Origin of the sequence: Bradyrhizobium sp. GCM10028915 (genome assembly GCF_042666195.1) — a bacterium.
GTDB classification, from domain to species: domain Bacteria; phylum Pseudomonadota; class Alphaproteobacteria; order Rhizobiales; family Xanthobacteraceae; genus Bradyrhizobium; species Bradyrhizobium canariense_D.
This window is the reverse complement of sequence record NZ_JBHTFN010000009.1, coordinates 75,998-101,035: the sequence shown is the minus strand read 5'-3', so window position 1 is coordinate 101,035 and position 25,038 is coordinate 75,998. Positions and strand designations below refer to the sequence as shown.

General features: G+C 65.3%; 21 protein-coding genes. 14 read left to right on the top strand and 7 right to left on the bottom strand.

The annotated features are described in order from the left end of the window. On the bottom strand, positions 1 to 414 hold the full coding sequence (locus ACFQX9_RS08210) for a Zn-ribbon domain-containing OB-fold protein (protein ID WP_085352230.1): 414 nt from the start codon (positions 412 to 414) through the stop codon (positions 1 to 3). Between the two features lie 173 nt (positions 415 to 587). On the opposite strand from ACFQX9_RS08210, the gene ACFQX9_RS08205 reads away from it, so the two are divergent. The 4 genes from ACFQX9_RS08205 (at position 588) to alkB (ending at position 4,184) form a co-directional block, all read left to right on the top strand. After that, positions 588 to 1,937, top strand: a complete 1,350-nt coding sequence (locus ACFQX9_RS08205) for an amidase (RefSeq protein ID WP_085352193.1) — start codon at positions 588 to 590, stop codon at positions 1,935 to 1,937. Continuing rightward, positions 1,930 to 2,616: a DUF2848 domain-containing protein gene (locus ACFQX9_RS08200; RefSeq protein WP_085352194.1), complete on the top strand. Its 687-nt coding sequence runs from the start codon at positions 1,930 to 1,932 to the stop codon at positions 2,614 to 2,616. Before ACFQX9_RS08205 ends, ACFQX9_RS08200 begins: the two co-directional genes overlap by 8 nt. Positions 2,617 to 2,774: 158 nt before the next feature. Next, positions 2,775 to 3,521, top strand: a complete 747-nt coding sequence (locus ACFQX9_RS08195; protein ID WP_085352195.1) for a 2OG-Fe(II) oxygenase — start codon at positions 2,775 to 2,777, stop codon at positions 3,519 to 3,521. A gap of 9 nt (positions 3,522 to 3,530) precedes the next feature. After that, the gene (gene alkB, locus ACFQX9_RS08190; protein WP_198959272.1) at positions 3,531 to 4,184 is read left to right on the top strand and encodes a DNA oxidative demethylase AlkB; all 654 of its coding nucleotides are present in this window, start codon (positions 3,531 to 3,533) and stop codon (positions 4,182 to 4,184) included. A 168-nt stretch (positions 4,185 to 4,352) separates the two neighbouring features. Here the strand turns inward: alkB and ACFQX9_RS08185 are convergent, their stop codons facing one another. The 6 genes from ACFQX9_RS08185 to hpaH all read right to left on the bottom strand — a co-directional run bounded on the left by ACFQX9_RS08185 (position 4,353) and on the right by hpaH (position 10,696). Further along, entirely contained in the window at positions 4,353 to 5,981 is a 1,629-nt protein-coding gene (locus ACFQX9_RS08185; RefSeq protein WP_377787692.1) for a thiamine pyrophosphate-dependent enzyme, read from the bottom strand. Positions 5,982 to 6,006: 25 nt separating this feature from the next. Next, complete coding sequence (locus ACFQX9_RS08180) at positions 6,007 to 6,876, bottom strand: fumarylacetoacetate hydrolase family protein (protein WP_377787689.1); 870 nt, start codon at positions 6,874 to 6,876, stop codon at positions 6,007 to 6,009. 3 nt (positions 6,877 to 6,879) lie between these two features. Beyond that, a complete protein-coding gene (hpaD, locus tag ACFQX9_RS08175) occupies positions 6,880 to 7,863 on the bottom strand; it encodes a 3,4-dihydroxyphenylacetate 2,3-dioxygenase (protein WP_018456952.1) in 984 nt (327 codons plus the stop codon). Between the two features lie 66 nt (positions 7,864 to 7,929). Beyond that, positions 7,930 to 9,468 (bottom strand): 5-carboxymethyl-2-hydroxymuconate semialdehyde dehydrogenase, encoded by a 1,539-nt coding sequence (gene hpaE / locus ACFQX9_RS08170; protein WP_085352200.1) that lies wholly within the window; start codon positions 9,466 to 9,468, stop codon positions 7,930 to 7,932. After that, complete coding sequence (locus tag ACFQX9_RS08165; RefSeq protein ID WP_377787686.1) at positions 9,461 to 9,859, bottom strand: 5-carboxymethyl-2-hydroxymuconate Delta-isomerase; 399 nt, start codon at positions 9,857 to 9,859, stop codon at positions 9,461 to 9,463. Before ACFQX9_RS08165 ends, hpaE begins: the two co-directional genes overlap by 8 nt. 30 nt (positions 9,860 to 9,889) lie before the next feature. Next, the gene (hpaH, locus tag ACFQX9_RS08160) at positions 9,890 to 10,696 is read right to left on the bottom strand and encodes a 2-oxo-hept-4-ene-1,7-dioate hydratase (protein WP_085362332.1); all 807 of its coding nucleotides are present in this window, start codon (positions 10,694 to 10,696) and stop codon (positions 9,890 to 9,892) included. Positions 10,697 to 10,806: 110 nt separating this feature from the next. Between hpaH and hpaR the strand changes: the two genes are divergently transcribed. The 10 genes from hpaR (at position 10,807) to ACFQX9_RS08110 (ending at position 25,028) form a co-directional block, all read left to right on the top strand. Next, positions 10,807 to 11,325: a homoprotocatechuate degradation operon regulator HpaR gene (gene hpaR / locus ACFQX9_RS08155; RefSeq protein WP_018456948.1), complete on the top strand. Its 519-nt coding sequence runs from the start codon at positions 10,807 to 10,809 to the stop codon at positions 11,323 to 11,325. Between the two features lie 240 nt (positions 11,326 to 11,565). Continuing rightward, complete coding sequence (locus ACFQX9_RS08150) at positions 11,566 to 12,342, top strand: HpcH/HpaI aldolase/citrate lyase family protein (RefSeq protein WP_018456947.1); 777 nt, start codon at positions 11,566 to 11,568, stop codon at positions 12,340 to 12,342. Positions 12,343 to 12,435: 93 nt separating this feature from the next. Further along, positions 12,436 to 13,959 carry a UxaA family hydrolase gene (locus ACFQX9_RS08145; protein WP_018456946.1) on the top strand — a complete coding sequence of 508 codons (1,524 nt, stop codon included), beginning with the start codon at positions 12,436 to 12,438 and terminating at the stop codon, positions 13,957 to 13,959. A 104-nt stretch (positions 13,960 to 14,063) separates the two neighbouring features. After that, positions 14,064 to 17,333: a DUF2126 domain-containing protein gene (locus tag ACFQX9_RS08140; RefSeq protein ID WP_247488103.1), complete on the top strand. Its 3,270-nt coding sequence runs from the start codon at positions 14,064 to 14,066 to the stop codon at positions 17,331 to 17,333. 27 nt (positions 17,334 to 17,360) lie between these two features. Then, entirely contained in the window at positions 17,361 to 19,898 is a 2,538-nt protein-coding gene (locus ACFQX9_RS08135) for a circularly permuted type 2 ATP-grasp protein (protein ID WP_377787681.1), read from the top strand. Further along, positions 19,895 to 20,773, top strand: a complete 879-nt coding sequence (locus tag ACFQX9_RS08130; RefSeq protein ID WP_204510657.1) for a transglutaminase family protein — start codon at positions 19,895 to 19,897, stop codon at positions 20,771 to 20,773. Before ACFQX9_RS08135 ends, ACFQX9_RS08130 begins: the two co-directional genes overlap by 4 nt. Before the next feature lie 210 nt (positions 20,774 to 20,983). Further along, positions 20,984 to 21,811, top strand: a complete 828-nt coding sequence (locus tag ACFQX9_RS08125) for a metal-dependent phosphohydrolase (RefSeq protein WP_026233269.1) — start codon at positions 20,984 to 20,986, stop codon at positions 21,809 to 21,811. Positions 21,812 to 21,823: 12 nt separating this feature from the next. Next, complete coding sequence (locus ACFQX9_RS08120; RefSeq protein ID WP_377787678.1) at positions 21,824 to 22,714, top strand: alpha/beta fold hydrolase; 891 nt, start codon at positions 21,824 to 21,826, stop codon at positions 22,712 to 22,714. 136 nt (positions 22,715 to 22,850) lie between these two features. Further along, a complete protein-coding gene (gene folE, locus ACFQX9_RS08115; RefSeq protein WP_018456940.1) occupies positions 22,851 to 23,477 on the top strand; it encodes a GTP cyclohydrolase I FolE in 627 nt (208 codons plus the stop codon). Between the two features lie 27 nt (positions 23,478 to 23,504). Beyond that, positions 23,505 to 25,028 (top strand): FAD-dependent oxidoreductase, encoded by a 1,524-nt coding sequence (locus tag ACFQX9_RS08110; protein ID WP_204510659.1) that lies wholly within the window; start codon positions 23,505 to 23,507, stop codon positions 25,026 to 25,028. The last annotated feature ends 10 nt before the right edge of the window (positions 25,029 to 25,038 follow it).

Here is a 25,038-nt window from a genome sequence, read left to right as displayed (position 1 = left end):
TTACCCCTTCGCCGGACGGAATACGGGAAGGGTGATCTTGTCGTCGAGCGCCTCGAAGGCCACCTCGAGCTTCATGTCGAGTTCGAGCGCCTCCGGCGTCTGCGGGCAGTCGATGATGTTGCTCATCATCCGCGGTCCCTCTTCGAGCTCGACTACCGCAATCGCGTAAGGCGGCGTGAAGCCGGGCGCGGCGGGACGGTGGTTGATCACGTAGCTGTAGAGAAAGCCCTTGCCGCTCGCCTTGAAGATGCTGACCTTGCGCGAGGCGCAGGACGGGCAGAACGGGCGCGGCGGGAAATAGACATGCGCACAGGCGTCGCAGCGCTGCAGGCGCAACTCGCTCGCCTTGGTGCCGTCCCAGAAATGCTGGGTCTCCGGCGTCGGTTTCGGTCGCGCGCGATGCGGTTCGGCCATCTCGGCAGGTCCTCCCAAGGCCAAGCGAAGCCCGGCTGTTGCGATCTTGATGCGACAATCGACCATGGCGCGTCAACGGTCCAGCAATGCGCATGCATGCCATCATGCGCACAATGCTTGTGTCGAAGTGAGGCAGCGCTATACATTGCGCGCAAATATTCCGTGAGACAGACATGCCCGATTTTTCGACACTGAAGAAGCTCGCCGAAGACCTCGAAAGCGGCCGCACCAGCTCCCGCAAGCTGGTCGAGGCTTGCATCGCCAAAATCGCCGATCCGGCCGGCGAGGGGCAGCGTACCTTCATCCATGTGGACAGGGACGCCGCGCTTGTGGCGGCGGATGCGATGGACGGTTTGCGCAAGGTGAAGGCGGCGCCGTCGCGCTACGCCGGTATCCCGGTCTCGATCAAGGATCTCTTCGACATCAAGGGCCAGGTGACGCGCGCCGGCTCCCGCGCGCTTGATGATTCCTCGCCGGCCGAGCAGGATGCCCCCACGGTAGCGCGGCTGCGCAAGGCCGGCTTCGTCGTGATCGGGCGCACCAACATGACCGAGTTCGCCTATTCCGGCATCGGCATCAATCCGCATTACGGCACGCCAAAGGGCGCCTGGAACCGGGCCGAGGGCCACGTGCCCGGCGGTTCGTCCTCGGGTGCCGCGGTCTCCGTGCTCGACGGCATGGCGCATGGCGCGCTCGGCACCGACACCGGCGGCTCCTGCCGGATTCCGGCGGCCTATAACGGCATCGTCGGCTACAAGCCGACGCAGCGGCGCGTGCCGCTCGACGGGGCTGTGCCGCTGTCGTTCTCGCTCGACAGCATCGGGCCGCTGGCACGATCGGTCAGTTGCTGTGCCATTCTCGATGCCGTGCTCGCCAACGAGCTGATCGGCCCGCTGAAGCCGCGACCTGTCAAGGGCATGCGGCTGGCGGTGCCGACCACGATCGCGCTCGATGACCTCGACGCGGCTGTGGCCGGGACATTCGAGCGTGCGCTCAAGAGCCTTGCCGATCACGGCGCGATCATCGAGCGCATGGAGATGGCCGAATTCCACGACATCGGACCGATGAACGCCAAGGGCGGCTTTGCGGCTTCCGAAAGCTACGCCTGGCACCGCTACCTCCTCACATCCAAGGGTGACGTCTACGATCCCCGAGTCTCCGTGCGCATCATGCGCGGCGAGGCGCAGAGCGCGGCGGACTACATCGATCTTCTCCACGAGCGCCGCTCGCTGATCGCCCGCGTCAATGCGCGGATCGCGCCCTATGACGCGCTGGTGCTGCCGACCACCGCCAACACGCCGCCGAAAATCGCCGATCTCGCCGACGACAAGGAGTTCACCAGGGAAAACCTGCGGGCGCTCCGCAATTGCACCCTGATCAACATGATCGACGGTTGCGCCATCTCGCTGCCGGCGCATCGCGAGGGCGAAATTCCCGTCGGCCTGATGCTGGCGGGCGCGGGCGGATCGGACCGCCGTATCTTCGAGCTTGCTGCCGGCATGGAGGCCGTAATTCGTGTTTGACCTGACCTTCACCGTTGACGCCCAGGACACCACCACGCCGCTGACGCTGGCGATCGACCAGATGGTCATCGCCGGCTGGACCGGCCGCGATCCGGTCGCGCGCGACAAGCACATTGCCGAGCTGCAGGAGATGGGTATCGCGCCGCCGGCCTCGACGCCGATCTACTACCGTGCCTCGGCGCGGCGGCTGACGCAGGAGGACAGCATCGAATGCACCGGCGGCGATTCCTCCGGCGAGGTCGAGTTCGTGCTGATCGGCTGGCAGGGTCGCATTTTCGTCGGCTGCGGTTCCGACCACACCGACCGCAAGGTCGAAGCCTACAACGTCACGGTGTCCAAGCAGATGTGCGACAAGCCGATCGCATCCACCGTGTGGGAGCTCGAGGACGTCATCGGCCATTGGGACAGGATGATCCTGCGCTCCTGGGCCACGATCAAGGGCGAGCGCGTGCTCTACCAGGAGGGCACGCTCGACGCGATGCTGCCGGTCGTCGACCTCATCGCGCGTGGCTTCGACGGTGGGAAATTCCCCGACGGCTGCGCCATGTTCGGCGGTACGTTTGCGGCGAAGGGCGGCATCCGTCCCGCCGATCGCTTCGATTTCGAGCTGGAGGACCCCGTGCTGAAGCGCACGATCAAGCACGGCTATGACGTGGTGACGCTGCCGGTGCGGGGCTAAAGTCTCTCCTTCGTCATTGCGAGGAGCTCTTGCGACAAAGCAATCCAGACTGGTTCCGCGGAGGAATTCTGGATTGCTTTGCTCCGCTCGCAATGACGGGGAGAGAGACGGAAATCGGGTGGTAGAGGACGGGGCGGTCCTGCGAAGGTCAGAGAGCCATGACAGCAACAGCACGCAAATCGCCTCAATCCCCGTCAGCGGATACTGCCGCCCATGTCGATGCCCTCGACTGGCCGCAAATCACCGGCGAGCTCGACACCCACGGCTCCGCCGTCCTGAAGGGCCTGCTCACGCCGGAGCAGTGCCGCGCCGTCGCCGCGCTCTATCCCGACGACACCAACTTCCGCAGCCGTATCGTCATGGGCCGCCACGGCTTTGGCCGCGGCGAATACAAATATTTCTCCTATCCGCTGCCCGATCTGATCGCGCAGTTGCGCCCGGCGCTCTACGCGCATCTCCAGGGCGTCGCCAATCGCTGGAACGAGGCGATGGGGATCGACATTCGCTATCCCGCCACTCACGCCGCGTTCCTGAAACGATGCCACGAGGCAGGCCAAACGCGGCCGACGCCGCTGCTGTTGCAATATGAGGCCGGCGATTTCAACTGCCTGCATCAGGATCTCTATGGCGAGCACGTGTTCCCGCTCCAGGTCGCGATCCTCTTGTCCGAGCCGGGACGCGATTTCACCGGCGGCGAGTTCGTGCTGACCGAGCAACGCCCGCGCATGCAGTCCCGCGCCGAAGTGGTTCCGCTCGCGCAGGGCGACGCCGTTGCCTTCGCTGTGCATCATCGTCCAGTGCAGGGGACACGCGGCACCTACCGCGTTAATCTCCGCCATGGCGTCAGCCGGATTCGCTCTGGCCAGCGCTACACGCTGGGTGTGATCTTTCACGATGCGAAATAAACGCTGCCGCTGATGGGGGATTTGTTCGATAATGTCGCCGAAGCTCAGCCGTCGCGCGAGAAGATCGCCGACGGCGCCGTGCTGCTGCGCGGCTTCGTCAAGCCGATCGAAAGCGAGTTGATCGATGCGGTGCGCGCCATCGTGGCGCAGTCGCCGTTCCGGCGCATGACCACGCCCGGCGGGCATCTGATGTCGGTCGCCATGACCAATTGCGGCGAGCGCGGCTGGATCACCGATCATACCGGCTATCGCTATGATCCCATCGACCCGCGGACCGGGGCGCCGTGGCCGGCGATGCCACCCGTGCTCCGCGATCTCGCCCGCCGCGCGGCGGAGCAGGGCGGCTTTAATGGCTTTGCGCCCGATGCCTGCCTCGTCAACCGCTATGAGCCTGGCACGCGGCTGTCGCTGCATCAGGACAAGGACGAGCTGGATTATTCGGCGCCGATCGTCTCGGTCTCGCTTGGGCTACCTGCGACCTTCCTGTTCGGCGGCCTGGCACGCAGCGACAAGCCGCGCCGCTTCCGCTTGGTGCATGGCGACGTCGTGGCCTGGGGCGGCCCTAGCAGGCTGGCCTATCACGGCGTCGCGCCGCTCGCCGACGGCGAGCATGCGTTGCTCGGCCGCAAGCGGGTCAATCTGACGTTCCGCAGGACGCGCTGATCTTCCTTCTCCCCTTGTGGGAGAAGGTGCCTTCCCGAAAGGGAAGGCGGATGAGGGGTCTCCATCCGCGGAGACAGCCCCTCATCCGTCTCGCCGCCGCTGCGCGTCAGCGATCCACCTTCTTCCGCAAGGGGAGAAGGAAAGAGTTCCGGAACGACGATGCTTCGTTTACGGCTTCGGCGGGTGAATGAACGCCCACGGGCTGCCTTCCGAATCCCGCGTCACTTCCACCGAGATCAGATAAGGCCCGCCATGGGCCAGCGCCTTCTCCATCGCCGCCTTGAACTGGTCAGGCGCGGTGACGCGCGCGGATGCGACGCCAAAGGACTCTGCAAGCTTGACGAAATCCGGATTGACCAGATCCGAGGCCACCACGCGGCCGTCGAAGCGCTCGCGCTGGTCGCGGCGGACATTGCCATAGGCGTTGTTGTTGAACACCAGCGTCACCACGCCGATGTTGAACTGCACGGCGGTGGCGAGCTCCTGCACGCCGAACATGAAGCCGCCGTCGCCGGTGATCGCCACCACCGGCTTTTCGGGATTGGCGACCTTGGCGCCGAGCGCGGTCGGGAAGCCCGAGCCGAGCGTGCCCTGATAGCCGGATGTGATGAAAGTGCGCGGCTCGTAGATCGGGAAGCCGTACCAGGAGGCGAAGCCGAACTGGGACAATTCATCGGTCACGATCGCGTTCGCCGGCAGCACCTCGCGCAGGATGTTGAGATACGCCATCTGCGGCTGGATGCGCTGGATCTCGGCTTGTGCCGTCGCAGTCGCCTCGCGGATCTCTCCCCGCCGGCCGCTGGTCCTGGCATAGCCGGCCTTCGTCACGGCTGTGACGAGATCGGCCGTGCCGGCTTTGGCGTCGGCGACGATAGCGACATCGGAGGCAAGCCGGCGCATCTCGGCTGGATCGATGTCGACACGAATGGATTTCAGCCCCTTCGGCTGATACGGCCAGCGGAAGCCCGATGCCGGCAGTTCGGCGCGCGTGCCGATCGCGATCATCAAATCGGTCGTCGGCCACACCTTGTAGGCCGCCGCCATGGTCAGGCCGAGCTCATGCGCATTGGAGACGATGCCGCGGCCGCTGCGGAAGGCGACGACAGGCGCGTCGATCATCTCGGCGAGTTCGAGAATCTCCTCGCGCGCTTCGATTGCGCCGCTACCGACGAAGATCATCGGCGCCTTGCTGTTCTTGATCAGCGCGGCCGCCTGCTTGATCATATCAGGGTCGGGCTGCGGCGCCGGCAAAGGTTCCAGCACCTGTGCTGCAGCCGTGTCCGCGCGTTGTGTGAAGACGTCCCAGGGCATCTCGACCGAAGCGGGGCCACGCCGTCCGGACGTCATCTCCTGGAAGGCGCGCGCGACGGTGGTCGGCGCGTTGCCGGGATATTCGATCCGGTCCGCCCATTTCACATAGGTGCGTAAGGTCGCGAGCTGGTCCGGCATCTCATGCAGATGGCCGCGGCCCTTGCCCAGAAACTGCATCGGCACCTGGCCGGTGACGCATAGCACCGGCTCGTTGCAGCCGAACGCGGTGAGCAGCGCGGCGCTAGCGTTGAGCACGCCGGGGCCGGGCACCACGCTGAACACGCCGGGCCTGCCGCTGGAGCGCGCATAGCCGAACGCCATGTAGCCGCAGGCCTGCTCGTGCCGCGCGCCGATCACCTTGAGCTGCGCCTGGTGGAAGGCGTCGAACAGGCCGTAGACCTGCGCGCCGGGCAGGCCGAACACGGTGTCGACGCCGTGGGCGACGAGGCCGCTTACGATTGCTTCGCCGCCGGTGAGGGTGGTCATGGCACTATTCCATTTCAATCGGTGTTCAGGCTTCGTCGACGACGCCGTTGCGTAAGGTTCCGATGCCCTCGGCTTCGACCTCGACGACATCGCCAGGCTTCAAGTAGCGCGGCGGATCGAACCGTGCCCCGGCGCCGGTCGGCGTGCCCGTGACGATGATATCGCCGGGAACGAGCGTCGCGAAGGTCGAGATATAGCTGATGAGATAGCGGAACGGGAACATCAATCGGCTGGTGCGGTCGTCCTGGCGCAGCTCGCCATTGACATGCGTGGTGAGGCGGATGTCGGCAATCTGCGATTCCTGCGTGTAGGGCACCAGCCACGGGCCAAGGCTGCCGCTGGAATCGAAGTTCTTGCCCTGCGTGACGTTGAACTTGGCATGGCGCAGCCAGTCGCGCACCGAGCCTTCGTTGCAGAGCGTCAGCGCGGCGATGTGATCGAGCGCAGAACTTTCCGGAATGTGTCGGCCTTGCTTGCCGATCACCAGCACGATCTCGCCTTCATAGTCGAGCTGCGCGGAGGCGCGCGGGCGCACCAGCGGCGTGTCGTGGCCGACGAAGGAGCGCGGCGAGCGCATGAACATGCTCGGATATTTCGGCGCGTCCTGGCGGTCCTTGTACTCGGCATTGCGGTCGGGGTAGTTGACGCCGATGCAGATGATCTTTTCCGGCGCGGGCACCGGCGGCAGCCAGATGATGTCGCCGAGTGTATGATCGGGCGTGCGGCCGGCAGCCTCTTCGGCGAGGCTCGCGAGCTGTCCTGCCGCGATCACCTCGCGCAGCGTCGGATAATCCTTGGCGTGGCGCGCGGAGAGATCGACAATGCCGCCGTCGACGACGGCGCCGTAGCTGACGGCGCCGTTGACGGAATAGGTGGCGAGGCGAGGGAGATTCATTGCTTAATCCGCCACCAGCACGTCGGCCACGAACTTCGGCTCGCGCACGGCTTGCCCGGCGAACGGCGAGCCCTGCTCGAACCACGAGCGCGGGGCCGGCGCGCCCCACAATGTCTGGCGGCGCGGATCGCGCAGCGACCAGCGCAGCGGCTCGTGGTCGTGATCGCCGGTGAAATAGTCGCTGGTGTAGAGCTCCAGCCGGTGGCCATCGGGGTCGCGAACATAAAGGAAGAACGCATTCGAGATGCCGTGGCGGCCGGGGCCCCGCTCGATGTTCTTCACGAAGCCCTGCGAGGCCATGACATCGCAGAGATGGATGATGTTCATCGCCGTCGGCGTCCAGTACGCGAAGTGGTGCAGCCGCGGGCCCTTGCCGTTGGTGATGGCAAAGTCGTGGACATTGCCCTTGCGATGCATCCAGGCGGCGGCGATGCGCCCGTTCGGTCCGTCCTCCTCGGCGTATTCGGTGAGGCGAAAGCCGAGCCGGGCATAGAATTCGACGGTGTCCTGCACCTCGGCGGCGAACACGTTGAAATGGTCGAGCCGCTGCGGGTGGCAGCCCCTGTAGAGATCGTAGCGGCGCAGCAGATGCGGCCGCCGGTCCATCGACGCATACAGCTCGATCTGGAAGCCGAAGGGGTCGGTGAACTGCAGCGTGCGGCCCTGGAACGGTTGATCGACGAAGGCGTAGCCAAGGCCGTTCTCGGACAGGAACTTCGCGGCCTTGTCGAGATCCCCGTCATTGCCGACTTTGAAGCCGAGGCGGTTGCAGGCAGGCGCCGCCGCCTTGCGCAACACCAACGAGTGATGCTGGTGCTCCTCGGCGGCGCGCAAGTAGACGACCTTGTCGTCGGCGTCCTCGACATGCAGGCCGACAACGCTTTCATAGAACTCGCGGCTGAGCTTCAGGTCGGTGACGTCCAGCACGGCGTGGCTGGAGCGGATGATGTTGAACGGCGGCTCGAAGATATGTTGCGGTACGGGCATTGCGTTTCCCCTCTCTAGACCCAGCCATTCCTCGTTGGCGCTCCGCGCGCCGAGGAACCGCGGGCGTTAGATTCCCAGCTTCTGAATCTTATGCGTGCCCCGCGCCAGCGAGACGTGCTTGGTTTCCATGTAGAAATCGAACGAGTAATCGCCGCCGTCGCGGCCGATGCCGGAGGCCTTCATGCCGCCGAACGGCGTCGGCAGATGGCGGACGTTTTCCGAGTTCAGCCAGATCATGCCGGCTTCCAGCGCATCCGCGACACGCAACGCGCGGCCGACATCGTTGGTCCAGACATAGCCGGTCAGGCCGTAGCGGATGTCGTTGGCGATCTCGATCGCGTCTGCTTCGTCCTTGAAGGGCAGCACGGTGAGGAAGGGGCCGAACACCTCTTCCTGCGCCACGCGCATCTTGCCGTGTGCGCCGGTCACCAGGGTCGGCTCGACATAATATCCGCCGCCCGGGCCATCATAGGCCTTGCCGCCGACGGCAATCGTCGCGCCGTCCTGGCGTGCGACGTCGAAATAGGAGCAGACCTTCGCGAGATGACGTTCGTGGATCAGCGGCCCGATCTCGGTGGCGGGATCGAGGGGATGGCCGACCTTCAGCGCTTTCACCCGTGCGGTCAGCTTTTCGACGAATTTTTCGGCGATGCCGGCCTGGATCAGCAAGCGGCTCGACGACGTGCAGCGCTCGCCGTTGAGCGAGTAGATCATGAACACGACCGCATCGAGCGCGCGGTCGAGATCGGCGTCGTCGAACACGATCACCGGGTTCTTGCCGCCGAGTTCGAAATGCACGCGCTTCAAGGTCGGCGCGCCCTGAACCATGATCGCCGAGCCCGTCGAACTTTCGCCGACGAAGCCGATCGCCTTGATGGCGGGATGCTCGGTCAATGCCTTGCCGGCCTCTTCGCCAAAACCGTGGACGGTGTTGAGCACGCCGTCGGGCACGCCGGCTTCCTTGACGAGCTTCGCGAGGATAGCCGCCGTGACCGGCGACCACTCCGCCGGCTTGTGCACGACGGTGCAGCCGGCCGCGAGGGCAGGGGCGATCTTCCAGGTCGAGAGCATGAACGGCGTATTCCACGGCGTGATCACGCCGACCGGGCCGATCGGCACGCGCGTCGAGACGTTCCAATGCTCGTCGCTCGGTGTGTTCTGGCCGTCGCGCGCCTCGCCGCATCGATCGGCGAAGAAGCGGAAATTCTCGGCGGCGCGGATCGCGGCCTTGGCCATGAAGCGATAGGCCTGGCCGGTGTCGATGCATTCGAGCACCGCGATGTCCTCGGCATTGTCCTCGATGGCGTCGGCCACGCGATGCAGCAGCTTCTTCCGCATCGCCGGCCCCATGTCGCGCCAGGATTTGAAGGCGAGTGCGGCAGCGGTGGCGGCGCGATCGACATCCTCGGCATTGCCGCGGGCGACGCTCGCCAGCGTCGCGCCGTCGACCGGCGATTTCGTCTCGAACGTCTCGCCGGAGATCGACGGCACGATCTTGCCGTCGATCATGTGGCCGATACCGTCGGCACGCAGCGTCTTCAGCAGCGGTGCGATGCGGTCGCGATTGGCCTGGAATACGTCGGTTTTCGGCGTGGGCTTATCCATAGGCGGCCTCCGCTTTCAGGGCGTCGTGGATGTTGTTGCGCTTCCAGCTCGTATCCTTGTCGTTGATCTGCATGTCGAACGAGAGCGCGAATTTCGAGCTTGCGAAGACGGGATCAAGATGGCGGGAGAGCGCCTGGAAGATTTGTTCGCCGGCTTTCTTGCGGGTTGGCAGATCGCGGCCTTCGCCGATGCGCAGCACCATGCCGAGAAAGCCGTAATCCTGCCGCGCGTCCGCAATCGCATAATGCTCGCATTTGACAGCGCGGACGCGGATGCCGCCGAGCGGGAAGATGCCGGTCTCGACCGCCGCCTTGCGCACCACCTCGCACGCCGCGCCAATGTCGAGGCGGTCGTCGAGATTGGCCGAATATTCGATCGTGAAATGCGGCATCGCGGTTTCACTCCCTGTCTTTTTGGTCGTCTAAGCGAAGTAGCAGCTCACCGAGCCGTAGGCGCCATAATCGGCTTGAATTGTGTCGCCCTTGCGGGTCTCGATCGGACGGATGAAGGAGCCGGCGAGCACGATTTGCCCGGGCTCGAGCGCAAGGCCGAGCGGTGCGATCTTGTTGGTGAGCCAGGCGACTGCAGTCGCGGGATGATTGAGCACGCCGGCGGCAAGGCCGGTCTCTTCCAGCTGGCCGTTCTTGAAACAGAGCGCGCCGATCCAGCGCAGGTCCGCGTCCAGCGGGCGGATCGGCCGTCCGCCGAGCACGATGCCGGCATTGGCCGCGTTGTCGGCAATGGTGTCGAAGATCTTTCGGGTCGCCTTGGTCTGGGGATCGACGCGCTCGATGCGCGTGTCCAGAATCTCCAGCGCCGGCACGACGAAGTCGGTGGCGTTGAGCACGTCGAACAGCGTGCAGTCGGGGCCCGCGAGGCGCTTGCTCATGACGAAGGCGAGCTCGGCTTCCACGCGCGTCGCGATGAAGCGCTCCGTCGGGACGAGGCCACCATCGGCGAAGAACATGTCGTCGAGCAATACGCCGGAATCCGGCTCGTTGATGCCAAGCGCGCTCTGCATCGCCTTCGAGGTCAGGCCGATCTTGTGTCCCCGGACGATGCGCCCCTCGGCGACCTTGACGTCGACCCAGGCCTTCTGAATCGCGTAGGCGTCAGCGATGCTGATGTCGGGAAAGTCCTGCGAGAGCTGCCGGATCTGCGTACGGGTCTTTTCCGCCTGGTGCAGACGGTTCGCGCAAGCTCGGATATCGTCGTTTGAAAGCGCCATGTGTAATCTTACAAATCGTCGTGCCGGAAGATACTTAACATGTTAAGTGAATGCGTCAATCGCAAATTGGCTTGCTGCACTGCAAACGTTTCGCGGCTTGAAAGGGCGTCATGACGAAGAGACCGGCTGATCCTGCGAACGGAAGTGAGCCCGCCGTGCGGCAGGTGCCGATGCGCGACTTCTCGCGTTCGCTGCCGATGTCGTTGCTGCGGGCACGCGAGGCGGTGATGCGGCAATTCCGTCCCTCGCTGCGCACGCATGGCCTGACCGAGCAGCAATGGCGCATCCTGCGCGCGCTCGCGGCGATCGACACGGTCGAGGTCACGGAACTCGCGCGCACCGCGTTCCTGCTCGGCCCGAGCCTGTCGCGCATCCTGCGTGATCTCGAGGCGCGCAATCTGATCGAGCGCAAGACCGCCAAGGCGGACCAGCGCCGCAGCATGGTCTCGATCTCGGAAAAGGGCGTGAAGCTGATGGCTTCCGTCGCGCCGTCCTCCGAAGCGATTTATGCCGAGATCACGCGACGCTTTGGCGCGCGCAAGCTCGTCGAATTGCAGGAGATGCTCAGCGAGCTCGAACAAAGTCTCGCAGGGCTCGGCGCGGGCGAGGAGGCAAGTGCCGAGGAGTGAAAGCAGATATGCGCGAGCGCGCGGCAACAATCATGGACATCGCCGCATTTTTTCGCTCAAAGTGCCCCGCAGCCGATGCGCAAAAATCGGCGCGCCGGGACGGATTGCGCCGCCTTTGCCAAGTGAAACCTTGCGTCATCGCGAGCGTAGCGCGGCGGTCGGGTTCGCGCTAGTAACGGCATCGTGCTGTCGCGGCGCTCGTCATGGTGACGAAGGTCCAAAACAAAGAAGGAAGGCAACGTGGCGAACAAGGTCAAGGAAATCTGGAAGTCGGGCAAGGCCGTGGTCAACGCGTGGCTCGCGATTCCCTCCGGCTTCTCGGCCGAGATGATCGCGCAATGCGGCTTCGACAGCGTCACCGTCGACATGCAGCACGGCGTGCAGGATTATCTGTCGATGGTGCAGTGCTTCCAGGCGATGGACAAGCACCCGATCACGCCGATGGTCCGCGTGCCCTGGAACGAACCCGGCATCATCGGCAAGGTGCTCGATGGCGGCGCCTATGGCGTGATCTGCCCGATGGTCAACACGCCGCAGGAAGCCAGGAACCTCGTCTCCTATGCCAAGTACCCGCCGAAGGGCGTCCGCTCCAACGGCCCGATCCGCGCCGGCATGTACGGCACCGCCGGCTCCTACCAGAAGACGGCCAACGACGACATCGTGCTGCTGCCGATGATGGAGACCAAAACCGCCGTCGAGAACATGGAAGCGATCTTCGACGTCGAAGGCATCGACGGCGTCTATATCGGCCCGTCCGACCTCGGCTTCTCCTACGGCCTCGAACCGAAGCTCGATCGCACCGAGCCCGAGATCCTTGCGATCTACGAGAAGATCATCAAGGAGTGCGGCAAGCGCGGCCTCAATCCGGGCATCCATTGCAGCGGCGCCGAAGGTGCCGCGCGCGCCATCAACATGGGCTTCAAGCTGGTGACGCTCTCGAACGAGGTCGGCCTGATGACGACCTACGCCAAGATGCAGGTCAACGCCACCCGGAAGGATTCCGGCGGCAAGGCCTGAGAACTCGCGAATGGCGATGGGGAGTAGCGAATGAGCTGCTCCCCTTTTCCATTCGCCACTCGCTACTCACTATTCGTCTGAAGGAGACCTCCCATGACCATCAGCCCCGTCATTCGCCTGCATCCCGATGATGGCGTGCTGATCGCGCGCGCGAGCTTGCCGCCGGGAACATTGGTGGCCGACGGCGTGACGACGGTCGAGCGCATTCCTTCCGGCCACAAGGTCGCGATCAAGCCGATCGCATTGGGCGAGCCGGTGATCCGCTACGGCCAGATCATCGGCTTTGCGACGGTGCCGATCGCGCCGGGCCAGCACGTGCACGTGCAGAACTGCGGCATGGGCGATTTCGCCAAGGACTATGCCTATTGCGTCGACGTCAAGCCGACGCCGAATTTCGATCTGCCGGCGAGTTTCGAAGGCATCCGCCGTCCGGACGGCCGCGTCGCCACGCGCAACTACATCGGCATCCTCACCTCGGTGAATTGCAGCGCGCATGTCGCAAGCCTCGTCGCCGACGTCTTCAAGAAGAATCCGTTCACCGGCGACAATCCGCTGGCCGACTTCCCCAATGTCGACGGCGTGGTCGCGCTGACCCACAAGACCGGCTGCGGCATGACGCAGAACGAGCCCTTAGCGCTGCTCCGCCGCACGCTCGGTGGTTATGCACGGCACGTGAACTTCTCTCATGTGATCGTGCTCGGCCTCGGCTGCGAGGTGAACCAGATCGGCGGCCTGATGGAGGAGCAGAAGCTCGCGGGACGTCTGCGTGCGATGGACATCCAGGAGGTCGGCGGCACCCGCAAGACGGTGGAAGCCGGAATTGCCTTCGTGCGCGAGGCACTCGCGGAGTCCAACAAGGTCAAGCGCGAGTCCGTTCCGGTGAGCGAATTGACCGTGGCGCTGCAATGCGGCGGTTCGGACGGCTATTCCGGTGTTTCCGCCAATCCGGCGCTGGGTGCGGCCAGCGATCTCATCGTACGTCACGGCGGCACCGTGATCCTGTCGGAGACGCCGGAGACCTATGGCGCCGAACATTTGCTCACGCGCCGCGCCGTCAGCCGCGAGGTCGGCGAGAAGCTGGTCGATCTCATGCGCTGGTGGGACGAATACACGACGCGCGAAGGCGCCGAGATGAACGCCAATCCCAGCCCGGGCAACAAGGCCGGCGGCCTCACCACCATTCTGGAGAAGTCGCTCGGCGCGATGGCGAAGGCCGGCACAACCAACCTCGTCGAGGTGCTGCGCTACGCCGAACCCATCACCAAGAAGGGTTTCGTGTTCATGGACACCCCCGGCTACGATCCGGTCGCCGCGACCGGGCAGGTCGCCGGCGGCGCCAATCTGGTCTGCTTCACCACGGGCCGTGGCAGCGTGTTCGGCTGCAAGCCGGCGCCCTCGATCAAGCTCGCCACCAACACGCCCATGTACAAGCGCATGGAAGAGGACATGGACGTCAATTGCGGCACCATCCTCGAAGGCGAGGAGAGCGTCCAGCAATGCGGCCAGCGCATTTTCGATCTCATCCTCAAGACCGCGTCGGGCCAGCCCACCAAGAGCGAGAGTTTTGATTTCGGCGGCGCCGAGTTCGCGCCCTGGGTACTGGGCGCGACGATGTAGCAAAGGCACAGCCCGTGCCGTAGGCACGGTCTGCCCGTTGTTAGTGCTTGATCGAGGTCACCAGCGGTGTTCTGCTCAAAAAAGCTGCTGGAGTACCGCACCCCGTGTCGATCTACGTCGCACTACACCACGTCACGCACTACAAATACGACCGTCCGATCGATCTCGGCCCGCAGACCATCCGTCTGCGGCCGGCGCCGCATACCCGCACGCCGATCCTGAGTTATTCGCTCAAGGTCACTCCGGCCAATCATTTCGTGAACTGGCAGCAGGATCCGCTGGGCAATTGGATCGCCCGTTACGTCTTTCCGGAGAAGACGACCGAGCTCAAGATCGAGGTCGATTTCACGGCGCAGATGACCACGGTCAATCCGTTCGACTTCTTCGTCGAGCCCTATGCCGACAGCTTTCCGTTCGAATATACGCAAGATCTCAAGACGGAACTCGCGCCTTATCTCGAGACCGTCAAGCCCGATCGGCTGTTCGCGAAATATCTCGATACGATCCCGCACGAAGCCCCGAACACCGTCAACTTCCTGGTCGATCTCAACAGGGAGCTGCAGAAAAGGATCGGCTACGTCATCCGCATGGAGGCGGGCGTGCAGACGCCGGAGGAGACGCTCTCCTCCGCGGCCGGCTCATGCCGTGACTCCGCCTGGCTTCTGATCCAGACCTTCCGTCACCTCGGTCTCGCCGCCCGTTTCGTCTCCGGCTATCTGATCCAGGTCCGTCCCGACATCGATCCGATCGAGGGGCCGCCGGAGGTCGAGAACGATTTCACCGATCTGCACGCCTGGGCCGAGGTCTACCTGCCGGGCGCGGGCTGGATCGGCTTCGACGCGACCTCGGGCATGCTTGCGGGCGAGGGCCACATCCCGGTCGCCGCGACGCCGCACTACCGCTCGGCGGCGCCGATCTCCGGCGGCGCAGGCTTCGCCGAGGTCGAATTCGCCTTCGACATGAGCGTCAAGCGCATTCGCGAGGCGCCGCGCATCACAAAGCCGTTCTCCGACGAATCCTGGATACGGCTGAACGATCTCGGCGAGCAGGTCGACGGCGATCTTGCGGCCCAGGACGTGCGTCTGACCATGGGCGGCGAGCCGACCTTCGTCTCCGTCGATGATCTCGAAGGCGCCGAGTGGAACACGGACGCCGTCGGCCCGACCAAGCGCGGGCTCGCCGACGATCTGATCCGCCGCCTGCGCGCGCGTTTCGGACCCGGCGGCCTGCTGCACTTCGGGCAAGGCAAATGGTATCCCGGCGAAAGCCTGCCGCGTTGGGCGTTTGGCCTGTACTGGCGCAAGGACGGCGTGCCGATCTGGAAGAATGCCGACCTCATCGCCAGCATCGAAAATCCGCGGTCGGCGCAGGCCAAGGACGTCCAGGCGTTCGTGGAGGGCACGGCGCTGCGGCTCGGGCTCGATCCCGGCTACATCATGCCAGCCTATGAGGACACCGCGTACTGGCTGCAGAAGGAATCCGAGCTTCCCGTCAACGTCGATCCCTCCGATTCCAAATTGTCCGATCCGGAGGCCCGCGCGCGGATGGCGCGGGTGTTCGAGCAGGGGCTCAACAACCCTCGCGGCTTCGTGCTGCCGGTGCAGCGCTGGAATGCGGCGCCACGCTGGCGCAGCGAGCGCTGGCAGCTCCGGCGCAGTCATCTGTTCCTGATGCCGGGCGATTCGCCGCTCGGCCTGCGCTTGCCGCTGGACTCGCTCGGCTATGTCCCGCCCGATCAATATCCCTACATCGTCGAGCGGGATCCGATGGAGGCCCGCGGCAAGCTGCCGGTGTTCAGCCTTCCGGCGCGTCCGGACGCGCCGGAGCGGCTCGAGCCCGAACAGCTCAACACCTCGGTCCCCGTCCGCACCGCGATGTCGGTCGAGGTCCGCGACGGCGTGCTCTGCGCCTTCATGCCGCCGGTCGAGCAGATCGAGGATTATCTCGAGATGATCGCGGCGCTCGAAGCGACTGCCGAGGAGATGCAGCTCCAGGTCCATGTCGAGGGTTATCCGCCGCCATTCGATCCGCGTGTCGACGTGATCAAGGTGACGCCCGATCCCGGCGTGATCGAGGTCAACGTCCAGCCGGCAAAGAACTGGCGCGAGGCGGTCGACATCACCGTCGGGCTCTATGAGGATGCCGGCAAGACACGCCTCGGTGCCAATCGCTTCCTGGTCGATGGTCGCCACACCGGCACCGGCGGCGGCAATCACGTCGTGGTCGGCGGCTCGAGCCCGCAGGACTCGCCGTTCCTGCGCCGGCCTGATCTGTTGAAGAGCCTGGTGCTGCACTGGCAGCGGCATCCGTCGCTGTCCTATTTCTTCTCCGGCCTGTTCATCGGCCCGACCAGCCAGGCGCCGCGCATCGACGAAGCCCGCCACGACAGCATTTACGAGCTCGAGGTCGCGCTCACGCACGTGCCGCCGCCGGGCACTCAGGCGCCGCTGTGGCTGGTAGATCGCTTGTTCCGGCATCTCCTCGTCGACATCACCGGCAACACCCATCGCGCCGAGATCTGCATCGACAAGCTCTATTCACCTGATGGCACGACCGGCCGCCTCGGTCTCGTTGAATTCCGCGCGCTCGAAATGCCGCCGGATCCACGCATGTCGCTGGCGCAGCAGCTGCTGATCCGCGCGCTGATCGCAAAATTCTGGCGCGAGCCGCAACAAGGCAAGTTCGTGCGATGGGGCACCGCGCTGCACGACCGCTTCATGCTGCCGCACTTCATCTGGGAGGATTTCCTCGAAGTGCTCACCGAGTTGAAGCAGTCCGGGTATCCGTTCGAGCCTGAATGGTATCTGGCCCAGCTCGAATTCCGCTTCCCCGCGTTCGGCCGCATCCATCATGGCGGCGTGACGCTGGAGCTGCGGCAGGCGCTGGAGCCTTGGCACGTCCTCGGCGAGGAGGGCTCGGCCGGCGGCACCGTGCGCTATGTCGACTCGTCGGTCGAGCGGCTTCAGGTCAAGGCGGAAGGCTTCGTCGCGGGCCGCCATATCGTCGCCTGCAACGGCCGCCGCCTGCCGATGACCGCCACCGGCCGCTCTGGTGAAGCCGTGGCCGGCGTCCGCTTCAAGGCCTGGCAGCCGGCCTCAGGCCTGCACCCGACCATTCCCGTTCATGCGCCCCTGACCTTTGACCTCATCGACACCTGGAACGGCCGCTCGCTCGGCGGCTGCGTCTATCATGTCGCCCATCCGGGCGGCCGCAGCTACGACACCAAGCCCGTCAACACCTACGAGGCCGAGGCGCGGCGGCTGGCGCGCTTCCAGGACCATGGCCATACGCCGGGTCCGATGCAGCCGCCGCCCGAGGAACGCACAAATGAGTTTCCGCTGACCCTCGACTTGCGGACCCCGCTCCTGCAATGAGTATGATGCCGGGGCAGGGAGTGGCGCATGGCCGAGGGCGCAGCCGAAGAGGACGACAAGGCGGGTCAGGCGCAAGGTCAACGTGATGGCCAGCGCGAAGGCCAGCGCCGCTTCGCGCAATGGGTCCGCGACTACAGGCGCCTGCCCGACATCCCCGACGAGTTTCTCGGCCCGGACGGCAAGCCCCGCGCGGTCTGGAGCCGCTTCTTCGATGCCTTCGGTGCGCTCGCGCCCGATGAGGTTGAGCGGCGGTTTGGCATGGCCGACCGTCATCTCCGCGAGGCCGGCGTCACCTATCGCGCGCCCGGCGAGAGCGCCGACCGGCCCTGGTCGATCAGCCATCTGCCGCTGCTGATTGACGAGGCCGACTGGAAGCAGCTGTCCGACGGCATCACCCAGCGCGCCGAGTTGCTCGAGCTCGTGCTGCGTGACATCTATGGCGAGGGCCGCCTCGTCGCCGAAGGCGCGCTGCCGGCGGCCGCGATCGCGGGGAGCCCCGAATATCTCCGTCCCGCCTGCGGCGTGCCGCCGCCGGGCGGGCGCTATCTCTCGCTCTATGCCGCCGATGTCGGCCGCGGGCCCGACGGACGCTGGTGGGTGCTCGGCGATCGCACGCAGGCGCCGTCGGGTGCGGGCTATGCGCTGGAGAACCGCCTGGTGCTTTCGCGCGCCTTCTCGGATCTCTACAAGTCGATGAACGTCCCGCGCGTCGCACCATTCTTCGAGGCGTTTCGCGACAGTCTTCGGGCGCGCGCCGACCGCGACGAACCGCGGATTGGCGTGCTCACGCCGGGCAGCTTCAGCGAGACCTATTTCGAGCATGCGACGTTGGCGCGCTATCTCGGCTTCCTGCTGGTCGAGGGCGACGATCTCGCCGTCAGCGACAATCATATCCACATCCGCACGGTTGCAGGCCTCAAGCGCCTGGACGTGCTGCTGCGCCGTGTCGATTCCAATTCGCTCGATCCGCTCGAGCTCGATGCCTCGTCACGGCTCGGGGTCCCCGGCCTGATCGACGTGCTGCGCAAGGACGGCGTCGTTGTCGCCAACATGCCGGGCTCGGGTGTCCTCGAGGCGCGCGCGATGCTCGGCTTCCTGCCGGCGCTCAGCCGCCGGCTGCTCGGCGAAGAGCTGAAGATGCCGCACATCGCGACCTGGTGGTGCGGCCAGCGCTCGGCGCGCGACGAAGTGTTGTCGCGGCTCGACGAGGTCGCGATCGAAGGCGCGTATCGGCGCGGCGTTCCCGGTTTCGACAGCAACGGTCCGGTGCTCGCGAGCGAACTCGACGCCGCCGGGCGCCGGCGCCTGAGCGACGCCATCGCTGCGCGCGGCATGGACTATGTCGGCCAGGAGGTGGTGCGGCTCTCGACCATGCCGGTGTGGGAACAGGGGCAAATCACGCCGCGTCCCTTCGTGCTGCGCGTGTTCGCAGCCGCGACGCCGGACGGCTGGGCCATCATGCCCGGCGGCTTCTGCCGGATCGCCGAGCAGCCGGATGCGCGCGCGGTGTCGATGGGCGACGGCGCGCGCTCCGCCGACGTCTGGGTGGTCTCGGACAAGCAGGTCTCGACCGCGACGCTGCTGCCTGCGATCGACAAGGTGCGCATCCGCCGTATCGCCGGCGTGCTGCCGAGCCGCGCCGCCGACAATCTGTTCTGGCTCGGCCGCTATCTCGAACGCGCCGAGGCGACGCTGCGGCTGGTGCGGGCGCTGGGCTCGCCGAGCGGGCCCAACAAGGGCACCGCGGCCTCGCTGCAATCGGCGGAACGTATCCAGCGCCTGCTGGTGACCTGGGGCGCGATCTCGCAGACCTCGCGCGCGGCGCCCGGCCGCATCGTTGCCGAAGCGCTGCAGAGCCCGGAGCGTTTCGGCTCGGCACTGTCGCTGGTCCGCGCGGCCCAGCGCACGGCGACCTCTTTGCGCGAGCGGCTGTCGCCCGATGCCTGGCAAGTCATCACCGAGATGGTCGAGCGGCTGGCCGTCGAGGTCGAGGACGACGACAGCGTGCTGAGCGCGGCCGAGTTGACCTTGCAGGAGCTCGCGAGCTTTGCCGGCCTTGCGCATGAGAACATGAACCGCGCCGCCGGCTGGCGCTTCCTCGATATCGGTCGGCGCACCGAGCGCGCCATCAACACCACGCGCTTTGCCCGGCAGTTTGCCTATGACGAGGCCGGCGACGAGGATCTCGATATCCTGCTGACGCTGGTGGATTGCCAGATTACCTACCGCTCGCGTTATCTGCTGGCGCCGATCCTGGCGCCGGTGCGCGACCTCGCCGTGCTCGACAGCTACAATCCGCGTTCGGTGGCGTTCCAGGTGACGACGCTGAACGAACACATCGCCGCACTGCCGAGCCTGAAGGAGCACGGCCTGATCGAGAAGCCGCAGCGGCTTGCGGTCGCGCTGCAGGCGATGCTCGCGACCGCGCAGGCCGAAAAGCTCGAGGTCAAGACGCTGTTCGCCCTGGAGCAGGATCTGCTCAGCCTCGCCGAGGCGGTCGGGCAGCACTACTTCCCGCACGGTCCCAATGCGAGCCGGCCGGAAAAGCTGACGGGGCTGGCGTGATCTACGATATCCGTCACGTCACCACCTACGAATACGAGAGCCCGGTTAGCTTCGCGCGCTGCACGCTGCGGCTGGAGCCGAGGAGCGGCAATGGCCAGGAGCTGATTTCGCATAAGGTCGAGATCCGTCCGCGCCCTGCGGAGCGTAGCGTCCGGCGCGATTTCTTCGGCACCTTGACCGAGAGTGTCGTGATCGAGGCCGCGCATCGCACCCTGCGCATCGATTCCCGCTCTCGCGTGAAGGTGTCGCGCCAGCCGCCGGCGCGCGCCGCTGTCAGCCCGGCCTGGGAGAACATTCGCGACATCGCCTTCGAGGCGACGAGCCTCGGGCCGTCCTCGCCGGTCGGCTATGTCTTTGCGAGCCCGCTAGTGCCGGTGCTGGGACCGGTCAGCGCCTATGCGGCGGAAAGCTTTGCGCCCGGCGCGGGCATCCTTGCCGGGGCGGTCGATCTGATGCATCGCATCCGCACCGAATTTCGCTACGACCCCAAGGCGACGGTGATCTCGACGCCGCTCAACGAGGTCTTCGTCAAGCGCCATGGCGTCTGTCAGGATTTTGCCCATGTCATGATTGCGGGCTTGCGCGGGCTGGGCCTGCCCGCGGCCTATGTCAGCGGATATTTGCGCACCATTCCGCCGGCGGGCCAGCCGCCCCTGCAGGGCGCCGACGCCACCCATGCCTGGGTGTCGCTGTGGTGCGGGGAGGAGCTTGGCTGGGTCGATTTCGATCCGACCAACGATCTTATGGTTGCTGGCGACCATATCGTGCTCGCAGTCGGCCGCGACTTCTCCGACGTTTCGCCGGTCGACGGCATCATCGTCGGCTCGCCGAAGCAGAAGCTCGACGTCGCCGTCGACGTGCTGTTGGTGGAATGATTGCGGGTCCTGCCCGCGACACCCATCCCGGGTGTGGCGGGTCTGCACCGCAACCGCGATATCGCGGGGCACAAACCGCAACATATTTCCGAGTTTGCGCCCCCGGGTTTGGCCAGTCGGCCAAGATGGGCTATGCTGGCGCCTGCTCGAGGACGAGAATGAGACGTCGGGAATTGGCGTGGAAAACCACCGACAGACGGGGCTGCATCCATGATGACGTTACCGAAACTGGCGGCGGACTCCCTTGAAAAATTGCTGGGCTCGTTCATGCGTCGCCGGTTCGACGAGCCCTCTGCGCGCATCGTCGAGAGCGCAACCCGCACGGCGATGGAATGCATCGGCAATAGCGACGCGCTCTATCACAATATCGAGCATACGATGCTGGTGACGCTGGCGGGTCACTCCATCCTCAGCGGCCGATATCTTCACGCCCATCTGTCGGCGGAAGACTATGTCCATGTCCTGATCGCCTGCCTGGCCCATGACATCGGCTATGTGCGCGGCCTGTTCGAGGAGGATGACACCGATGGCTTCGTCATCGATGCAGCCGGCACCAAGGTGTCACTGCCGCGCGGCGCCTCGGATGCAAGCCTGATGATGTATCATGTCGACCGTTCCAAGCTTTATGTCTCGCGGCGGCTGCGACACATTCCGGGGCTCGATCCGGAGCGCATCGCCCGCGCCATCGAGGGCACCCGGTTTCCGGCCCGGGAAGGCCAGGACTATGACGACGAGGCCTCGATCCTGCGCGCGGCCGACTTCATCGGCCAGCTCGGCGACCCCAATTATCTGCGCAAGGCCAATGCGCTCTACTACGAGTTCGAGGAAGTCGGCATCAACCGCCAGCTCGGCTACGATTCGCCTGCCGACATCGTGAACCGCTATCCGCAATTCTATTGGAACAGCGTCGCGCCGCACATCCAGACCGAGATCGGCTACCTCAACAAGACCGAGATCGGTCGGCAGTGGATCGCCAACCTCTACAGCAACGTGTTCCGCGCCGAGCGTGACATCACGTTGTCCGGGCCGCAAAAATAGCTCCGCTTTCTAATGCAACAAAAAACGGTCGCCACCAATATTCTCGACATCGCCTATCGCGAATACGGCGCGCCGGACGGCTGGCCCTGCATCATGGGTCACGGCTTTCCCTACGACGTGAACGCCTATGCCGGGACCGCGCCGATCATGGCGCAAGCAGGCGCGCGGGTGCTGGTGCCCTGGCTGCGCGGCTACGGGCCGACGCGATTCCGCTCCGCTGCGACGTTGCGCTCCGGCGAGCAGGCGGCGCTGGGCGCCGATCTGCTGGCCTTCATGGATGCGCTTGGAATTGCGCGCGCGGTCGTCGGCGGTTACGACTGGGGCGGACGCGCAGCCTGCGTGGTCTCGGTGCTGCATCCGGAGCGCGTGATCGCGCTCGTCTCGGGCAATTCCTACAACATCCAGAACATCGCGCGCTCGATGGAGCCGGCTTCGCCACCGGAGGAGGCGGCACTCTGGTATCAATATCTCTTCCACAACGAACGCGGCCGCCGTGCGCTGGAGCGCAACCGGCGCGGTTTTGCGCGCCAGCTCTGGTCGATGTGGTCGCCGAGATGGGCCTTCGACGACGCGACGTTCGAGACCAGCGCCATCTCGTTCGACAATCCCGATTTCGTCGATGTCGTGATCCACTCCTATCGACATCGTTACGCGCTGGTCGCGGGCGATCCCGCCTATGCCGCGATCGAGGCGAAGCTCGCCGCCCAGCCCCCGGTTCGGGTACCGACCATCGCGATCGACGGTGACAGCGACGGCGTCAATTCCGGCACCGCTCACCACGCAGGCAAATTCGTGGGCTTTTTCGAGCGGCGCGTCTTTACAGGGGCCGGCCACAATTTACCGCAGGAGCGGCCGGCCGAATGGGCCCAGGCCGTGCTCGATGTACGGAAAGCGGCCTCATAGCGCCGGATTTCTCGTCCCGCTGTCTTGCCGCTCTCATAGCTTCCAATTTTTCCTGATTCCGGGAACCTTTTCCAATCGCAGCCGTCCAAGCTGTGGGGCCGCGTTCTGTATGCGGTTCGTTGCAGGGGAGTTTTCGATGAAGACGCAAACGCGCAGGCTGGAACGTGTCGCGGTCGCGCAGGCGCCGAGCGAGCGGCCTGAGAGGGCGGAGGTCGAGCAGGCGATCCGGACCATGATCCGCTGGGCCGGCGACGATCCCGCGCGCGACGGTCTGCGCGATACGCCGGACCGGGTCGCGCGCGCCTTCGAGGAGTATTTCTCCGGCTATGCGCAGGATCCGACCGAAATCCTGCAAAAGACCTTTGAGGAGATCGAAGGCTATGACGAGATGATCGTCCTGCGCGGCGTTCGCTTCGAAAGCCATTGCGAGCACCACATGGCACCGATCGTCGGCCGCGCCTGGGTCGCTTATATCCCGCAAGGGCGCGTCGTCGGCATCTCCAAGCTCGCGCGTCTCGTCGACATCTACGCCAAGCGGCTTCAGATCCAGGAGAAGATGACCGCGCAGATCGCCAACACGATCAACGACGTGCTGAGGCCCGAAGGCGTCGGGGTCATCATCAAGGCGACGCATCACTGCATGACCACGCGTGGCGCACATAAGCCCGGGACAGATCTCGTCACCAGCCGCATGCTCGGCGTGTTCCGCGACAATGCGTTGACACGCCAGGAACTGCTGGGGCTGGCCAATTCGGACGATTGATCCGCGACGGCTCAAGGAGGCAACGCCATGACCGAAGACAAGAAGCCAAGCGGGCCCGACCTGAGCCGAGGCGTGACGCTCGCCGCGTTCAAGGACGGCAAATTGCTCGGCCATGTCGGCGAGGAAGACGTCCTGCTGGTGCAGGCCGGCAGCGAGATCTTCGCGATCGAGCCGACCTGCAGCCACTATCACGGTCCGCTCGCGGAAGGACTGGTAGTGGGCGACACCATCCGCTGCCCCTGGCATCATGCCTGCTTCTCCTTGCGGTCAGGCGAGGCGACCCGTCCGCCGGCGCTGAATGCGCTGGCGTTGTGGGAGGTCTCGCGCGATCAGGACAAGATCGTCGTCCAGCGCAAGCGCGAGATGCCGAAGCCTCCGGCGTGTCACCGGACGGCGCCAACGCCGGAAAAATTCGTCATCATCGGTGGCGGCGCGGCGGGTTTCGCGGCGGCGGAGACGCTCCGTCGCGAGGGCTTTGCCGGCGCCATCACCATGCTCAGCAATGACAGCGCGATGCCGGTCGACCGGCCCAATCTTTCCAAGGATTACCTCGCGGGCAACGCGCCGGAGGATTGGCTGCCGCTGCGAGGCGAGGACTATTATCAGGACGCCGGCATCGATCTCAGGCTCAACACGAATGTTGCCGCGATCGAGGCGAAGACGCGCAGCGTGACGCTGGGCAACGGCGACAGGCTGCCGTTCGACAGGCTGCTACTCGCGACCGGCGCCGAGCCGGTCCGATTGCAGATTCCGGGTGCCGACCAGCCCCATGTCTACACCCTGCGCTCGGTCGCCGACAGCCGCGCCATCATCAAGGCGGCGGGCAGCGCCAAGCGGGCGCTGGTGATTGGCGCCAGCTTCATCGGCCTCGAAGTCGCGGCCTCCTTGCGGGCACGCAAGATCGAGGTGCACGTGGTCGCGCCGGACGAACGGCCGATGCAGAAGGTGCTCGGTCCCGAGATGGGCGACTTCGTGCGCGCGCTGCATGAGGAGAACGGCGTCAACTTCCATCTCGAGGACACCGTGGAAAAGCTGGACGGCACGCGCGCCACGTTGAAGAGCGGCGGCGTGATCGAGGCCGACCTGGTCGTGGTCGGCATCGGCGTCAAGCCGCGCCTTGCGCTTGCCGAGCAGGCGGGGCTTGCGGCCGATCGGGGCGTCAGCGTGAGCGAATATCTGGAGACCAGCGTATCCGGCATTTTCGCGGCCGGCGACATCGCGCGCTGGCCCGATCCGCATTCGCGGCAAACCATCCGCGTCGAGCATTGGGTGGTGGCGGAGCGGCAGGGCCAGACCGCGGCGCGCAACATGCTCGGCAAGCGCGAGCGCTTCGAGGCCGTGCCGTTCTTCTGGTCGCAGCACTATGACGTGCCGATCAACTATGTCGGCCACGCCGAGAGCTTCGACGACATCGCGATCGACGGTAGCATTTCCGGCAAGGACTGCCTGCTGAAGTATAGCAAGGGCGACCGCGTTCTTGCGGTTGCTTCAATTTATAGGGATCTCGACAATCTCAAGGCCGAGCTGGAGATGGAGCGGACACGCGGCTGAGGCGCGCATC

Excerpts from the sequence above, each read along its gene's own strand:
- ACFQX9_RS08210 (WP_085352230.1), bottom strand. The coding sequence starts at position 414 with ATGGCCGAACCGCATCGCGCGCGACCGAAACCGACGCCGGAGACCCAG.
- ACFQX9_RS08205 (WP_085352193.1), top strand. The coding sequence starts at position 588 with ATGCCCGATTTTTCGACACTGAAGAAGCTCGCCGAAGACCTCGAAAGC.
- ACFQX9_RS08195 (WP_085352195.1), top strand. The coding sequence starts at position 2,775 with ATGACAGCAACAGCACGCAAATCGCCTCAATCCCCGTCAGCGGATACT.
- ACFQX9_RS08185 (WP_377787692.1), bottom strand. The coding sequence starts at position 5,981 with ATGACCACCCTCACCGGCGGCGAAGCAATCGTAAGCGGCCTCGTCGCC.
- ACFQX9_RS08180 (WP_377787689.1), bottom strand. The coding sequence starts at position 6,876 with ATGAATCTCCCTCGCCTCGCCACCTATTCCGTCAACGGCGCCGTCAGC.
- hpaD (WP_018456952.1), bottom strand. The coding sequence starts at position 7,863 with ATGCCCGTACCGCAACATATCTTCGAGCCGCCGTTCAACATCATCCGC.
- hpaE (WP_085352200.1), bottom strand. The coding sequence starts at position 9,468 with ATGGATAAGCCCACGCCGAAAACCGACGTATTCCAGGCCAATCGCGAC.
- ACFQX9_RS08165 (WP_377787686.1), bottom strand. The coding sequence starts at position 9,859 with ATGCCGCATTTCACGATCGAATATTCGGCCAATCTCGACGACCGCCTC.
- hpaH (WP_085362332.1), bottom strand. The coding sequence starts at position 10,696 with ATGGCGCTTTCAAACGACGATATCCGAGCTTGCGCGAACCGTCTGCAC.
- hpaR (WP_018456948.1), top strand. The coding sequence starts at position 10,807 with ATGACGAAGAGACCGGCTGATCCTGCGAACGGAAGTGAGCCCGCCGTG.
- ACFQX9_RS08145 (WP_018456946.1), top strand. The coding sequence starts at position 12,436 with ATGACCATCAGCCCCGTCATTCGCCTGCATCCCGATGATGGCGTGCTG.
- ACFQX9_RS08135 (WP_377787681.1), top strand. The coding sequence starts at position 17,361 with ATGGCCGAGGGCGCAGCCGAAGAGGACGACAAGGCGGGTCAGGCGCAA.
- ACFQX9_RS08125 (WP_026233269.1), top strand. The coding sequence starts at position 20,984 with ATGATGACGTTACCGAAACTGGCGGCGGACTCCCTTGAAAAATTGCTG.
- ACFQX9_RS08120 (WP_377787678.1), top strand. The coding sequence starts at position 21,824 with ATGCAACAAAAAACGGTCGCCACCAATATTCTCGACATCGCCTATCGC.
- folE (WP_018456940.1), top strand. The coding sequence starts at position 22,851 with ATGAAGACGCAAACGCGCAGGCTGGAACGTGTCGCGGTCGCGCAGGCG.
- ACFQX9_RS08110 (WP_204510659.1), top strand. The coding sequence starts at position 23,505 with ATGACCGAAGACAAGAAGCCAAGCGGGCCCGACCTGAGCCGAGGCGTG.